The following is a 14778-nucleotide window of genomic DNA, read 5'->3' as shown; positions in this document are numbered from 1 at the left end:
CTCGGGGCGATTAAATCCCGCCGCGGGGAGTGTCCGTGTGATCCTTCGCTACCTCGCCCTCAGCGTAGAGCGGCATGTCCGCATCGGCCCGGTAGAAGGGTGCGTTATTGGGCGCCAGCGGCTCGCGGCCAGCGATGAGATCGGAGGCCTTCTCCGCAATCATGATGGTCGGCGCGTAGATATTGCCGTTGGTGATACCGGGCATCACCGAGGCGTCCACCACATACAGCCCCTCGGTGCCGTGGACCTGCATGGTCTCCGGATCGACTACCGCCATCTCATCAGAGGCGGGCCCCAGCTTCGCGGTGCAGGAGGGGTGAAGCGCTGTCTCGCCGTCGTTGCGCACCCACTCCAAGATCTCCTCGTCGCTTTGGACGGAGGGGCCGGGGGAAATCTCGCCGTCGGTGTACTCGCGCATGGCCTCGGTGTCCAAGAGCTCGCGGGCCACGCGGATCGCCTCCACCCACTCGCGCTTATCTTGGTCCGTGCTCAGGTAGTTGAACAGCATGCTGGGCTTGGCGTGCGGGTCATCGCTGGTGATGCGCACGTGGCCGCGGGCATCGGAATACATCGGGCCGACGTGGAACTGGAAGCCATGGGCGGCGCCGGAGGTGGTGCCGTCGTAGCGGATCGCCGCCGGGAGGAAGTGGAACATCAAGTTGGGATACTTTTCCTCCTCATTCGAGCGCGCGAAGCCACCCGCCTCAAAGTGGGAGGAGGAGACCGGGCCCTTCTTGGACACCAGCCACTGCGCCCCAATGAAGGGGCGCTTCCACATCTTCAGAGCCGGCATGATCGACACCGGCTTGGTCACGTTGTACTGCACATAGACCTCGAGGTGATCCTGCAGATTCTCGCCCACACCAGGCAGCGGGGCCACCACGTCGATACCGTGCTCCTGGAGCAGCTCCGCCGGGCCCACACCCGAGAGCTGCAGCAGCTGCGGGGTGTTGATCGCACCGCCACACAGAATCACCTTGTCGGCGTACACGCGGCGGGTATGGCCCTTCCACTCATATTCCACGCCCACGGCCATGGTGCCCTCGAATAGGACACGGCGGGTGAAGGCGCGGGTGCGCAGCTCGAGATTGTCTCGGTCGAGTGCGGGGTGCAGATAGGCGCGAGCCGCGGATTGACGAGTGCCGCCAACGATATTGCGGTCGAAGGGAGCGAAGCCCTCCTGGCGGTAGCCGTTGACGTCATTGGTCAGCTTATAGCCGGCTTCCTGCACAGAGCGGAAAAAAGCCTGGAACAGCGGGGTCTGGGCGGGGCCGCGGGTGAGCTTCAGCGGGCCATTGTGGCCGCGGCGGGGATCATCCTCATCCGCCGCGAGGGCAGTCTCCATGCGGTTGAAATAGGGCAGGCAGTGGGCATAATCCCAGTCCTGCATCCCCGCAGAATCCGCCCACTTTTCATAATCCATGGGGTTGCCGCGCTGAAAAATCATGCCGTTGATGGAGCTCGATCCACCCACCACCTTGCCGCGGGCGTGGTAGATGCGGCGGTTGTTCATCTCCGGCTCGGGGTCGGACTCGTACTGCCAGTCATAGTGCTTGTTCCCGATGGGGAAGGAAAAAGCAGCAGGCATATGCACGTAGAGATCCCACAGCGAATCCATGCGGCCGGCCTCGAGCACCAGCACATCAGTATCGGCGTCCTCGCTGAGGCGGGCAGCAACCACGGAACCGGCGGAACCACCGCCCACCACAATCACATCGCGTCGCTTCTCCTGCACGAATTCCACAGTGTCCTCGGCGAGCCCGAGACGCTTTTTCACACCGTTCTTCAGGCTGTCGCTAAAACCCAAGATGAACAATCCTCCTCTTGACAGAAGTCTGACAAATGATCACAACCTACCGAACTAATGCTAATGACTTTCGTGTCCCGCTGGCTACCACACAGTGTTCCATAGCACGTCAGTGGCGGCCTACAGTGCCCTACGCTGGAGTAATGAGTGTCGGATTCGGCAGGCAGGAGGGGCGAGGGAATACCTCGATGAGGGGGCTTAGTCGGTTGTTTTTTGGGGAAGTTTAATGCACCCTCGAAAGCACGTGGAAGGTTTTTTCATGTCTAACTCCCTTTCATAAGTACGTGTGTGGACAAACATATTTTTAAGGAAGTGAGAGCGTGAGCCTAGAGTCCAGATCAACAAATAGAAAAGAAAGAAGTGACGAGCGCCAAGCCGAGGATTCGTCTGGCGTGGCAGCCGCAGAGGAGCGCAGCACCAGCGACGGCATCGCGAAGAAGCCAAAGGTGAACATGCCGGTCTTCGCCATCTCTGTGCTGGGCGTATTCGCCATGGTGCTGTGGGCTGCTCTCGCGCCGGAGTCCGCCGAGTCCGCGCTGGGATCGATCACCGCCTGGATCTCGGTGAATCTCGGCTGGTTCTATATTCTCACCGCCACCGCGGCGGTGGTGTTTGTTCTGGTGATCGCACTCGCCCGCACCGGCACGGTGCGGCTCGGCCCGGATCACTCTCGCCCGCAATTTGGTCTCTTTTCTTGGTCCTCGATGCTCTTTGCCGCCGGCATCGGCGTGGACCTCATCTTCTTCGCTGTCGCCGAGCCAGTGACCATGTATTACAACCCGCCGGTAGGAGATGCGGAAACTCGGAAGGCCGCGGAGGACGCAGTGGTGTTTGCGCTCTTCCACTACGGCATTAGTGGCTGGGCCCTCTATGCGCTCATGGGCATGGCCTTTGGCTATTTTGCCTATCGCTTGAACATGCCGCTGGCCTTGCGCAGCGCGCTCTATCCGCTCATCGGGCGCCGCATACATGGCCCTATCGGCGACTCGGTCGACATTGCCGCCACCCTCGGAACGGTATTCGGCATCGCGGCCTCCCTCGGCATCGGCGTGGTACAGCTGAACTACGGCTTGAAGATGGTCTTTGGCATCGAGGAAGGGCCCACCGCGCAGATCATCTTGGTCACGATCGCCGTGGCGGTCGCCACCGTCTCCGCCGTATCAGGTGTGGATCGCGGCATTAAGCGGCTCAGCGAATTGAACGTGGTCATCGCACTGGTGCTCATGTTTTTCGTGGTGTTCACGGGGCGCACCGCCTTCCTCTTCGACTCACTCGTGATGAACGTGGGGGACTACGCCGCCAACTTCGTGGACTGGACACTCGATACCTACGCTTTCTCGGAAACCCCGCAGGCCACACGCGACTGGCTAGCCTCCTGGACTCTCTTCTTCTGGGCATGGTGGGTGGCCTGGGCGCCCTTTGTGGGGCTCTTCCTTGCCCGCATCTCCCGCGGCCGCACTATCCGCCAATTCGTCTTCGGCACGCTGACCATCCCCTTCCTCTTCATCGTGATGTGGATGAGCTTCTTCGGTAACTCCGCCTTGGAGCGCATCATCGGTGGAGACGATGAGTTCGGCGCCGTGGCCATGGCGGAACCCCAGCGCGGGTTCTATGACCTCATCCAGTCCTATCCCGCCGGCATGATCCTGGTGGTGCTGGTGACCGCTGTGGGGCTGCTGCTCTACATCACCTCGGCGGACTCGGGGGCGCTGGTGTTGTCCAACTTCACCTCGAAGATCGAAAATAGCCGCCAGGACGGACCCAGCTGGTCGCGCATCGTGTGGTCGGCGATCGTCGGTGTGCTCACCCTCGTGCTGCTGGCCATCGATGGGGTGGTGACGGTGCAATCAGCCACCATCGTGATGGGCCTGCCGTTTACCGTGGTGATCTATTTGATCATGTACAGCCTGTGGAAGTCCTTGCGCATCGAGGCCTATAAATCTGAGGCGCGCATGGTGGCCATCCACTCCGCGATGTCGGGTCGCCTGCGTAGCCGTGGCGGCTGGCAGGGCCGCCTGGAGCGGGCGATCAACTGGCCCTCGGCTGAGGATGCACAAAGCTACATGGTGGATGTGGCGAAGCCGGCCATGGAGAAGGTGACACAAGAAATCCGTCATCTCGGTTTCGCTAGCCTGCTGCTGTACTCCGAGGTGCCCGATTCCGAGGTCAGCCAGCTGGACCTCACCGTCAGCTTCGGCGAAGAGAAGGACTTCCGCTTCCAGATCTACCCAGTGGTTGGCGAGGTTCCCTCCTATGCCGGCAAGGCCACCGCGGACTCTGAGTGCTACTACCGGCTCGAGGTGCACGACCTCCAGGGATCCTTGGGCTATGACGTCTACGGCTATAGCGAGGAGCAGCTTCTTAATAGCGTGCTCGATCTCTTCGAACGTCACCTGGAGTTCCTGCACATGCAGGAAGGAAACCGCGGCAATACCGATGTCTCCGATGGGGCCGCCCCTGCCCGCGTGTGGGAAGAGAACTAGCCACGAGCCTGCTCCGATGGGCGGGCGCATCACAGTGGCCGATAGTCCGCGTCCCTACGCCACCGGAACAAGATAGGTAGCGTGGACTGTTGGCATAAACCATCCTGAAATATTCCCCGATGAAAAAGGAGTGTGTTCGACGTGGCCACAACCCCGTCCGAGCCCGTATTCGACCCCACCAGCTGCCCTCTTCTAGAGGGAGTGCACGGGGCTGAAGGACCCGCCTCGTTGTTTATTGGCGGCAGCTGGCAACCAGCAGCGTCCGGCGAGACCCGCACGATCAGCTGCCCCGCAGACGGCAGCGTCGTAGGAGAGGTCTCCGAAGCCGCCGATGCGGATACGGAGCGGGCTATTGCTGCCGCGCGCGAGAGCTTCGACGCCCAGGTGTGGAGTCAGGTTCCCGCAGTGGAGCGCGGCGCCCTGCTGCTGCGCGTTGCTGCCGCAATCCGCGCGAATAAGGACACCTTCGCCTGCGCCGAAGCCGCCGATACCGGCAAGCGCGTCGTGGAGGCCGAGGCCGATATGGATGACATCATCTCCAGCTTCGAGTATTTCGGCACCTTGGCGCAGCATGATGCGGGTCGGGTTGTGGACCCGGGCGATGAGAATGTGCGCTCGCGCGTCGATGTCGAGCCCATTGGTGTCTGCGGCCTGATCACTCCCTGGAACTACCCATTGCTGCAGGTGGCGTGGAAGGTGGCCCCGGCGCTGGCAGCCGGCAATAGCTTCGTGCTCAAACCCGCCGAGCTCACCCCGCACACCGCGATGCTGCTTATGGCAGTGCTGCGGGAGGCCGGGCTTCCCGATGGGGTGGCCAACTTGGTCACCGGCGCCGGTGCGGCCTGCGGCAACCCGCTATCGCAGAGCCCCGATGTCGATATGGTCTCCTTTACCGGCGGGCTGCAGACCGGCAAGCTCATCGCCCGCAACGCCGCAGAGACGATTAAGAACATCGCGCTCGAGCTGGGTGGTAAGAACCCGAATGTGATCTTCGCGGATGCGGACTTTGACGCCGCCGTGGATAACGCGCTCAATGGCGCCTTCGTCCATTCCGGTCAGGTGTGCTCCGCAGGTGCCCGCATTATCGTGGAGGAATCCATCGCCGAGCGCTTCACCGAGGCTTTGGTGCAGCGCGCCAGCGCCATCAAGCTCGGTGGCCCGCGGGATGAGGCCGCCGAAACTGGGGCGCTGATTTCGGAGGAGCATCTGAATAAGGTCTCCGCCTATGTGGACCGCGCCAAGGAACAGGGCGCCACTATCGCCTGCGGTGGCCGTCGCGCCACCGCGGAGGATTCCTCCGCAGGCAATGGCACTGGTGCCACCGACCTTGCCGCGGGCTATTTCTACCTGCCCACCATCATCACCGGCTGCGATCAGAACATGGACTGCGTACACGATGAGGGCTTCGGCCCCGTGGCCACCATCGAGACGTTCACCACGGAAGATGAGGCTATTCGCATCGCCAATGACACCACCTATGGCTTGGCGGGTGCGGTGTGGACCAGCAACGCCGGTCGCGCCGAGCGGGTAGCCCGCGGCATGCGCCACGGCACCATCTGGATCAATGACTTCCACCCGTATCTGCCGCAGGCAGAATGGGGCGGGATGAAACAGTCCGGCATCGGCCGCGAGCTGGGGCCGACCGGCTTGGAGGAGTACCAGGAAAAGAAGCACGTGTATCACAACATTGCTCCCGCAGTGACTGGCTGGTTCGCCGAGTAGTGTCCAGCCAGCAGCCGACTAGCGCTCGGTAGCGCCGGCGCAGCCCGCATACAAAACACCACCCTTCTGGCGGTACCGGATGATCATCCGAGTTTCCCGCCAGAGGGGTGGTGTCTGTTTACCCCAGTCGTCCGCAAAGGGCAGCAGTGGGGGTGGGTGTTAGTCCAGCTTGGTGTAGTCCACCACGGAGTACTCCTGCAACTTGGCAAGCTGGTGGGTGGATTCAATGAAGCGGATGGTGCCGGACTTCGAGCGCATCACCAGCGAACGGGTGGTGGCGCCGTTGCGGCGGTAGCTCACGCCACGCAGCATGTCACCGTTGGTCACACCGGTGGCCACGAAGAAGCAGTTGTCCGAGGACACCAGATCGTCGGTGGTGAGCACGGTATCGAGTTCCAGGCCGGCGTCCTTGGCCTTTTGTACCTCGGCGTCATCGGTGGGGGCCAGGATGCCTTGGATTTCGCCGCCCATGCACTTCATGGCGCAGGCGGTGATGATGCCCTCGGGGGTGCCGCCGGTGCCCATCATGATGTCCACGGAGTTGGTGTCCTGGGCGGCGGCCACGGCGCCGGCCACATCGCCGTCGCGGATGAGGCGCACCTTGGCGCCTGCCTCGCGGATATCCTGGATCAGATTGTTGTGGCGGGGGCGGTCCAGCACCACCACGGTGACGTTGGTGGGATCAATGCCCTTGGCCTTGGCTACGGCGTGGATGTTGTGCTTGACCGGCGCCTCGATGTCAATGGTGCCGGCGGCTTCGGGGCCCACGGCGATCTTGCGCATGTAGAACACTGCGGAGGGATCGTACATGGTGCCGCGCTCGGCGGCGGCGAGAACAGCGATGGCGTTCGGGCGGCCCTCGGCCATCAAGGTGGTGCCGTCCACCGGGTCGACGGCGATATCCACCTCAGGGCCCTCACCGGTGCCCACCTTTTCGCCGTTGAACAACATGGGGGCTTCATCCTTTTCGCCCTCACCGATGATCACGACACCACGCATCTGCACGGAGTTGATGAGCTTGCGCATGGCGTCCACAGCGGCGCCGTCGCCCTTCTTCTTCTGGCCGCGACCAACCCAGCGGCCGGAGGCAAGCGCGGCCGCCTCAGTCACGCGAACAAGCTCCAACGCCAGGTTCCGATCGGGGATCTCCAAAGAATGGTTAGACATAGGTGTAAAGCCTCCTGCAGGCAAGTAGCGCTTCGCTCACATCATCATGTGAGAGCCGGTTAGGTGAGCGTGGGTGGCGGTGGCGCATAACCACCGTGTGGGAATGAGAACCCAGCTGCACAACCCACACTGTCTATTGTTGCACTCTTGTGCAGCGCGTGCGGCGATTTATGCACCCGAAATGGGGCTCTGTGGCGGCTGTCATGCCCAAGCGGGCATTCGCTGGCCGGAGCAATTGGGAGTGGCCGCTACGTCTCTGCCATACTTGAGCCCGTGGCGAGCGAAAAACCCAAATTGTTCCAAGATAGCCGAGATATCGGCATGACCCTTCTGGTGATCATCGGCATCGCGGCAGCATCGGTGGCGTTTACCGGTTTGTGCACCTTCAATACCGGCGCCCCGGAAAACGGCCCGGTGCAGGAAGTCGATGCCTCTACCGTGCTGCACATGGAGGCGCGGGCCGTGGACTTTGAGCTGCGTCAGCCCGCTGACCCCGAGGGCTGGATCACAAATTCGGCGCGCCGCGGCAGCGTCAATGGCCAGCCCGCGGTGATTCAAGGATGGGTGACCACAGGCGGCGCCTATCTTCAGCTGATGCAGAGCGATCAGCCCTTGGAGGATGTGCTGCGGGCCAATGATTCGGGCCTCAAAACCAAAGGCGAGCCGGTGAGCGTGGCCGGCATGGATTTCACCACCTATATCAAGGAGGATCGCCACAGCCGTGACCTCTGGGGAGCGGATCTCGGCGATGTCCGCATTGTCTTAGCCGGTAGCGCCGAAGCCGAGGATTTTGCCACGCTCGCTGAAGCCTATGCGGCGGCAACACCAATTGAGGTCAGCGTCGATAAGCCTTAATGCGCGAGCGCTACTCGGAGAGCGCATCCTCTACTTTTTTGCGGGCCCCCGCCAGCTGCTGTTCACAGCGCTTGGCGAGGGCCTCGCCGCGTTCCCAGTACTTCAGTGACTCGTCGAGCGACATCTGCCCGAGCTCCAGAATGCGCACGATCTCAATGAGCTCATCGCGCGCGGCCTCGTAGTTCAACTCCTCGATGGGAGTGAAGCTGTCATTATTCGGGGTGCCGTGGCCATAGGTGTTGGGGTTGGACATGGAAATCTCCTTGGAATTTTTAGTCTTTGGGGAAGGTCTGCATGGACACTGCGGCGATGGAACCATCGGCCACTCTGATGCGCATATTGGTGGCCGGGCCGGCCTGCTCGATGGAGGTGACCACCTCCGGATCGGAGCCATCCCGAGGCAGCGCCTGCACCACCGCATAGCCACGGGCTAAAGTGGCGGCCGGTCCCAGCGCCGTCACCTGGGCGCGTAGGCTGGCGGTCTGGGTTTCGGCGCGAGAAAGACTGTGCTCTATGGTGCGGCGAATCCGCTCGCGCGCCTGTGTGATCTGCTCCTCGCGCTGGGTGATCGGCAGATAAGGATCGGCGAGCACCGGACGGCTGCGCAGCGCCTGCAGCGCCTCCTCCTGGCGGGCCACCCACCCCCGCAGCGCCTGGGCCAAACGGCTGCTGGCCTCGGCCAAGAGCTGCCGCTCGGCGACCACATCGGGCACCACGCGCTTGGCGGCATCGGTGGGCGTTGCGGCGCGCAGATCGGCCACATTATCCAGAATGGGGGTGTCCGGCTCGTGTCCGATCGCAGAGACCACAGGGGTGCGGGCCGCGGCGACGGCGCGCTGCAGCGACTCCTCAGAAAAGGGCAGAAGATCCTCCACCGAGCCGCCGCCCCGGGCAATGATGATCACGTCCACGCTCTCGTCCTCGTCGAGGGTGCGGAGCGCGTCGATAATCTCCGGTACCGCGCGCGAGCCCTGAACGGCGGTATTGATCACCCGATAATCCACCTCGGGCCAGCGGTCCTTCGACACCGCCAACACATCGCGTTCGGCGGCCGAGCCGCGGCCAGTAATCAGCCCAATCCGGTTGGGCAAAAAGGGCAGCGCCTGCTTGCGTTCTGGGGCAAAAAGCCCCTCGCGCTGCAGCGTCTCCCGCAGCTGGGCGATGCGCGCCAGCAGCTCGCCGATACCGACGTGGCGGATCTCCGTCACCCACAGGGAAAAGGAGCCGCGCCCCTCATAAAACGCGGGTCGGGCATAACACACCACCCGGTCGCCGGTGGTCAGCGGCGGTTCATGGTTGAGCACCATCTGCGTGGGAACAGTGAGCTGCACCGAGGTTTCTTTCTCCACATCACGCAGCGTGAGATAGGACAGCTTCCAACTCGGCTTCGTACTAATTTGTGCGAGCTCGCCTTCCACCCACACGTGCCCCAGCCGCTGAATCCAGCCCTTGACCTTGGAGTTCAACAGACTGACGGACCAGGGACTCTCTGCCGAGCTTGCCGCTTGTTGATTCATAGTCTTCTTTGCCTATGCGCTTATCGACGTCGCCTCCCCGCACATTCACCGCACGGGCGGCGCCCTGAGCGTCGATGATGCGGCGAGGAAAAGAACAAACATTCAGTCTAGCGGGCTAGGCATGGCTGTGTGGTGTGCATGCACGTAAGGCAAGTACTGTTGAGCGCATGAGTTCACCTGCTACCTCAACTGCGACGAACCCCCACGCCGCTGGCGTGAAGAAAATTCTGCTGGCCTCGCCGCGCGGCTATTGCGCGGGCGTGGACCGGGCAGTCGAAACCGTTGAGCGTGCGCTGGAGAAATACGGCGCTCCGGTGTACGTGCGCAAAGAAATCGTGCACAACAAATACGTGGTCGAAACCCTAGCTAAGGCGGGGGCGATCTTCGTCGACGACACCGACGAGGTTCCGCCCAACGCCCACCTCGTTTTTTCCGCCCACGGCGTGTCCCCGGCGGTGCACGCGGCTGCCGCGGAGCGCAACCACGACACCATCGACGCCACCTGCCCCTTGGTGACGAAGGTGCACAACGAAGTCAAGCGCTTCGCCAAGTCTGGCTATCACATCATCCTCATTGGCCACGAAGGCCACGAGGAGGTGGAGGGCACCGCGGGCGAAGCCCCGGATGTGGTGCACCTTGTGGATGGGCTCGAAGGAATCGAGGCCCTGCCCGAGTTTCTGCACGAGGAAAAACTCATCTGGTTATCGCAGACCACCTTGTCGGTGGATGAAACCATGGAAATCGTCGACAAGCTCCATGAGGTCTACGACAATCTCGAGAACCCGCCGAGCGATGACATCTGTTATGCCACCCAGAACCGTCAGGTGGCGGTGAAGAAGGTGGCGGAACAAGCAGAGCTGATCATCGTGGTGGGCTCGCAAAACTCCTCCAACTCCAAGCGCCTGGTGGAGGTCGCCCTCGATGCCGGTGCCGCCAACTCCTATCTGGTGGACTACGCCAACCAAATTGATCCCGCGTGGCTAGAGGGCGTGAGCACGGTGGGCATTACCTCCGGTGCCTCCGTGCCGGAAATCCTGGTTCAAGAGGTGGTGGAGTACCTCGAGGGATACGGGTTTGGCGATGCCGAGGAAGTAACCACCGCGCAGGAGAAGATCGTCTTTTCGCTGCCGCGAGTGCTGCGTCCCAGCGACCGCACCAGGAAGCGCTAAGGCACGACGAGATAGCGGCCAGCGCGGCCCCGACGGAGGTGTCGGGACCGCGCTGTTCTTGTACTGAGTTTCTACTCGGCTTGGGCAGGGCGCAGGTGAGGCTGCCGTTTTAGTTCTGCGGGGCCTGCCAGGAGACGGCCACGCCGGAGCGTTTAGCGCTCGCGGCGGGGAGGTGTACGAAAACCGTAGGAGTCAGGATCGTCAGGACGCACAGTGAAAGGCTCACGACGGGGCTTGCGGGAGCCTCGGTAGCTCCGCTGCTTATCTTTTGCACCACGCTGCTCTGAACGATAGCCCTCTGTGTGGATGCGCGGGGGCATGTCATCGCTTCGGGTCGTGCTGAAGTCGCGGGATGCGCGTGGCTCGTGCATGCCCCGGTAACTCGGGCGCTCGGTCAAGCGGCCGCGATCCTCGCGCTTGAGACTACGGAAACGGTTTTCGTGTTCGGGGCGTCGGATGCGGTGAGTGCGATGCTGCTGTACATCTCCACGACGCGGGTGTGCACCATCGCTTGACGTATGAGAGCGAGGGATACGCGGGAAGCGGATCTCCTCATAGTCGCGGGTGCGGCTCGACGTCTCGGGATCGTGGAGTGCGCCGTGCTCGAGGGGGCTAGGGTGTTTCCTCACGGCATCGTGTGCCCGGTGCGTTTCGTGGTGCTCGCTGGCCGGTTGGCGGTCAGGCGGCGTAGCACGCTTCTTCGAGCGCTTGTGATCGGCGCGGTTGCGCTCTAATAAATCTTCGACGGTGACCTCGGAATTGCGTGACTCGCCACGATAACGACGGGAGCGGTTGGCCGCCTCCCTAGCGCGGGTTGTGGTGCTGAGATTGCGGCGATCCGAATCGATGGCACGTTTGCGCTGTGTGCTGAGCTTTCGCTCGAGTTTCACGTTGGTGCGGCGATGATGCAGATAACGCAGAACCGCGATCGCTACAGCGCTGAGGGTGGCCACGATGAGAGTGGGGAAGAACTGCGCGAGCGGATAGATCAGAGTCAAAAGCTCTGTCTTAGATAATCGTCCATCGCCGCCGCTGAGGGAATTGGACTTGCCCAGCAGGAACGCCGCGCACGGGGTGGCGATACCGAAGATCACAGGAATCTGCGCCACGGTGAGGGTCAGGCCGCGGGGTTCCACCCAGAGCACCGTCGCGAGGGCACCCACGGCGAAGGCCATGAGGTATAAGGCGCCCAAGGACTGCTGATTGAGACTGATCACAAGCCCAGTGAAAAGGGACGCGAGCAAGATCGAGGTGGAGGACCACGTGGGCAAACCCGAAAAACCACCGCCCGGTGAAGAATGGCGGTGAGCTGAGGGATTATGTCGTGGCTGGGTTGGCACGAACCGATATCTTACCTATTCACCATGTGTTAATCCACGAGGAACGCCGCCGCGGCGGTGTTCTCAGGCTTCTCAGAATACGGCGATCTAGTCTGTCAACCCCTCGTGCCGAGAGCGCATCCCCTGCGCATGAGGATAATCTGGCTGAGCTGCGTGCCGCGGCCGGGCGGGGGAGGTGCGGATCTCAGCGGGGGCAGTGATCGGCCGTGCACTGCCACCAACCGAGGATGTTTCTTTTAGCTTCCTCGCGCTCACCAATACCCGCGAGTCGAGGGAGGCCATGGCCGCGTTATAGGTGTCTACTGATTTCTCGAGGCTGGCGCCCATGCGGGTGAAATGCTCGGTCATTGTGCCGAGGCGGCGGTAGAGCTCATCGCCGAGCTGCTGAATAGCGGCGGCCTGCTCAGAGACCTCATAGTGCTGCCAGCCCAGCGCCACAGTGCGCAGCAACGCCATCAATGTCGACGGAGTAGCGAGCACGATATCGCGGGAAAAGGCGTATTCCAGCAGCTCCGGATCGGCGCCGAGGGCGGCGTCGAGGAAAGGATCGGCGGGAACAAAAAGCACGACGAATTCGGGAGTGGGCTGAAACGCTGACTGGTAGTCCTTGCTGGACAGGGCAGTGACGTGGCTGCGCAGCAGATGCGCGTGCCGCCGGAGATAGCCGGCGTGTTCTTCCGGATCGGTGGTCTCAAGCGCATCCAAATACGCGCTATAGGGGGCCTTGGCATCCACCACGATGTGCCGCCCACCGGAGAGGTGGATGAGCATATCTGGTCGGACGCGGCTGCCGTGTGCGCTCACGGTGGTTTGGGTATCGAAGTCCACATGCTTCACCATGCCGGCAAGTTCCACCACCCGCTCGAGTTGTACCTCGCCCCAGCGGCCCCGCACCGTGGGATTTTGGAGTGCCGTGACGAGTTTGGAGGTGTGATCGGAGAGCCGCGCCGAGGTGCGCAACATGGTGTGGAGGTGGCCGCTGAACTCGGCATGGGCCTGGGTTTGCCGGCGCTCCATCTGATTGAGGTGCTCGTTGAGCGCAGACATGGTGGCCTGCAGCGGCGCCAGATGAGACTCCAGGGCTGGGGCAGGGGAGTGTGCCGGCTGGTCCGGTGCTTCGAGTGCTTGGGGATCCGTCGGGTGTGCCTGCCCGCCCGCGCCCCGATCAATGTTGCCGCGGGCTATCCAGCCGAGCACCAGGCCGACCACGAGCGCAACGAGGGCAAGAAAGATCGCGGCAAAGCTAGTCATGGCTCCCCACTCTAAAGGCAGGGCCGGACACTGGTGCTATTTTTTCGAGCGATTGTCGAACAAATTGGCGATAAAGTTCGGGGTGTCGCGGTGCGAGCGCTTCGCGGCGGCGTCGGTGTCGGCGTTGTCGCTATCATCATCGCTGCCGTGATCGCTGCTGAAGCGCAGTGGGAGGGGCAGGCGGGTGCGTCGCTCGCGGGCTTCTTTCTCGGTGTGCTTGCCGGAGATAGAGCCCTGCTGGGTGATGAAGGAAATATCCTCGGCCCGCTTCTCACCGGAGCGAAGCGAGACTACATCCGAAATATAACGCAAAATAACGGCCACGGTTGCCGCGAAGGGCACGGCGAGGAAGGCGCCGATGATGCTGAACAGGCTCCCGCCAATGGTCACGGATACCAGCACGATCACCGGGTGCAGGTTCATCGCCTTGGACTGCAGCATCGGCTGCAACACATTTCCCTCAAGCTGCTGCACTGCCAGCACAATGATGAGGATGATGATGGCTTGCTTGATGCCGAGTGAGACCAGCGCCACCACCACGGCGAGCGCCCCGGCGACAAAAGCACCCACGATGGGAATAAAGCCGGCAAGAAAGGTCAGCACGGCAAGGGCTAGCGCTAGCGGAACGCCCACCACGATCAGCCCGAGGCCGATGAAGAAGGCGTCGATGAAGGACACTATCGCCTGCACTCGGATATAGCCGGAGAGCGTGACCCAGATCCGGGAGAGCAGCTCTGTAAGATGCCAGCCCACGCGTCGGCCGGTGAAGCTACGCATCCAAGGCAGGAAGCGCTCGCCGTCTTTGAGAAAGAAAAAGGTGAGCACCAACACCACGACGAGTGTGAGCATGACGGATGCGGCCGCGCCCAGTCCGGCAAAGAGTTCGCCGGCAATCTTTCCCGATTGATCCTGCAGCCATTTGGTTCCGGACTGAAATGCCTCGGTAAGGTCCTTTTCTTGCAGATTGAGCGGCGGCCCTTGCAGCCAGAGCTGGAAGCGCTGCACCGCCTCCAAGGTTTGGAGATACAGCGTTTGGGACTGCCGAATCATCGATGGCGCAATCAAGGAGACAATCGCGGCGAGCAGCGCCACCGCCGCTAATAGCACGAAAATTGCGGCCAGCCCGGCGGGCACTCCGAGCTTGCGGAGCCGTTTCGTGGGCCCCACCAGCACCGAGGAGACGAGCAGGGCGAGGATGAGCGGAAGCAGGCCCTTCCAGAACTGCGTGGCCAGCCAGCCCGCCCCGAGTGCGGTGGCGAAGATGACGAGGATGCGCACGCACCACCATGCGAACTCCTTAATCAGATCCGAGATCACCACAGAGCGATCGATGGGATCGGATTCCAGTGCTTCGAAGGTGCTGGACGCCTCATCGTTCAGGCTCGTGGTATCAGCCGCGCGGTCCTGTTCTGGGCGGGCGGAGTCGCTGCCGTCATTAGTGGAAGTGCTCACATCATGTATCTTGCC

The 14778-nt window shown here is 62.3% G+C and carries 11 protein-coding genes; 4 read left to right on the top strand and 7 right to left on the bottom strand.

Annotation, left to right across the window (positions count from 1 at the left end):
- Positions 1-10: 10 nt before the first annotated feature.
- Positions 11-1777, bottom strand: a complete 1767-nt coding sequence (betA, locus tag GBB14_RS02145; protein WP_192796108.1) for a choline dehydrogenase — start codon at positions 1775-1777, stop codon at positions 11-13.
- Positions 1778-2199: 422 nt separating this feature from the next.
- On the opposite strand from betA, the gene betT reads away from it, so the two are divergent.
- Both betT and GBB14_RS02135 read left to right on the top strand, forming a co-directional pair.
- Positions 2200-4290: a choline BCCT transporter BetT gene (gene betT, locus GBB14_RS02140; RefSeq protein WP_255443842.1), complete on the top strand. Its 2091-nt coding sequence runs from the start codon at positions 2200-2202 to the stop codon at positions 4288-4290.
- A gap of 132 nt (positions 4291-4422) precedes the next feature.
- On the top strand, positions 4423-6012 hold the full coding sequence (locus tag GBB14_RS02135; protein ID WP_192796092.1) for an aldehyde dehydrogenase family protein: 1590 nt from the start codon (positions 4423-4425) through the stop codon (positions 6010-6012).
- Between the two features lie 159 nt (positions 6013-6171).
- On the opposite strand, the gene glpX is transcribed toward GBB14_RS02135, so the two are convergent.
- The gene (glpX, locus tag GBB14_RS02130) at positions 6172-7179 is read right to left on the bottom strand and encodes a class II fructose-bisphosphatase (RefSeq protein ID WP_151528473.1); all 1008 of its coding nucleotides are present in this window, start codon (positions 7177-7179) and stop codon (positions 6172-6174) included.
- Between the two features lie 273 nt (positions 7180-7452).
- On the opposite strand from glpX, the gene GBB14_RS02125 reads away from it, so the two are divergent.
- The gene (locus tag GBB14_RS02125; protein WP_151528474.1) at positions 7453-8034 is read left to right on the top strand and encodes a DUF4245 domain-containing protein; all 582 of its coding nucleotides are present in this window, start codon (positions 7453-7455) and stop codon (positions 8032-8034) included.
- A gap of 10 nt (positions 8035-8044) precedes the next feature.
- On the opposite strand, the gene GBB14_RS02120 is transcribed toward GBB14_RS02125, so the two are convergent.
- Together GBB14_RS02120 and xseA are read right to left on the bottom strand one after the other, a co-directional pair.
- Positions 8045-8287 carry an exodeoxyribonuclease VII small subunit gene (locus GBB14_RS02120; protein ID WP_151528475.1) on the bottom strand — a complete coding sequence of 81 codons (243 nt, stop codon included), beginning with the start codon at positions 8285-8287 and terminating at the stop codon, positions 8045-8047.
- A 19-nt stretch (positions 8288-8306) separates the two neighbouring features.
- On the bottom strand, positions 8307-9551 hold the full coding sequence (xseA, locus tag GBB14_RS02115) for an exodeoxyribonuclease VII large subunit (protein ID WP_151528476.1): 1245 nt from the start codon (positions 9549-9551) through the stop codon (positions 8307-8309).
- Between the two features lie 167 nt (positions 9552-9718).
- On the opposite strand from xseA, the gene GBB14_RS02110 reads away from it, so the two are divergent.
- On the top strand, positions 9719-10720 hold the full coding sequence (locus tag GBB14_RS02110; RefSeq protein WP_151528477.1) for a 4-hydroxy-3-methylbut-2-enyl diphosphate reductase: 1002 nt from the start codon (positions 9719-9721) through the stop codon (positions 10718-10720).
- A gap of 152 nt (positions 10721-10872) precedes the next feature.
- On the opposite strand, the gene GBB14_RS02105 is transcribed toward GBB14_RS02110, so the two are convergent.
- The 3 genes from GBB14_RS02105 to GBB14_RS02095 all read right to left on the bottom strand — a co-directional run bounded on the left by GBB14_RS02105 (position 10873) and on the right by GBB14_RS02095 (position 14763).
- Entirely contained in the window at positions 10873-12060 is a 1188-nt protein-coding gene (locus GBB14_RS02105) for a DUF6542 domain-containing protein (protein ID WP_151547656.1), read from the bottom strand.
- An 87-nt stretch (positions 12061-12147) separates the two neighbouring features.
- Complete coding sequence (locus GBB14_RS02100) at positions 12148-13311, bottom strand: DNA recombination protein RmuC (protein ID WP_151528479.1); 1164 nt, start codon at positions 13309-13311, stop codon at positions 12148-12150.
- 36 nt (positions 13312-13347) lie between these two features.
- Positions 13348-14763 carry an AI-2E family transporter gene (locus GBB14_RS02095; protein ID WP_151528480.1) on the bottom strand — a complete coding sequence of 472 codons (1416 nt, stop codon included), beginning with the start codon at positions 14761-14763 and terminating at the stop codon, positions 13348-13350.
- Positions 14764-14778: the final 15 nt, after the last annotated feature.

The sequence above is a fragment of the Corynebacterium sp. 51B genome (assembly GCF_008930785.1).
GTDB lineage: Bacteria > Actinomycetota > Actinomycetes > Mycobacteriales > Mycobacteriaceae > Corynebacterium > Corynebacterium megadyptis.
The sequence above is the reverse complement of the archived record's forward strand: the minus strand, read 5'-3'. Positions and strand labels throughout refer to the sequence as shown.

Bases quoted from the DNA above. Each gene is read 5' to 3' on its own strand.
- GBB14_RS02120 (WP_151528475.1), bottom strand. From the start codon at position 8,287: ATGTCCAACCCCAACACCTATGGCCACGGCACCCCGAATAATGACAGC.
- GBB14_RS02100 (WP_151528479.1), bottom strand. From the start codon at position 13,311: ATGACTAGCTTTGCCGCGATCTTTCTTGCCCTCGTTGCGCTCGTGGTC.
- GBB14_RS02110 (WP_151528477.1), top strand. From the start codon at position 9,719: ATGAGTTCACCTGCTACCTCAACTGCGACGAACCCCCACGCCGCTGGC.
- glpX (WP_151528473.1), bottom strand. From the start codon at position 7,179: ATGTCTAACCATTCTTTGGAGATCCCCGATCGGAACCTGGCGTTGGAG.
- xseA (WP_151528476.1), bottom strand. From the start codon at position 9,551: ATGAATCAACAAGCGGCAAGCTCGGCAGAGAGTCCCTGGTCCGTCAGT.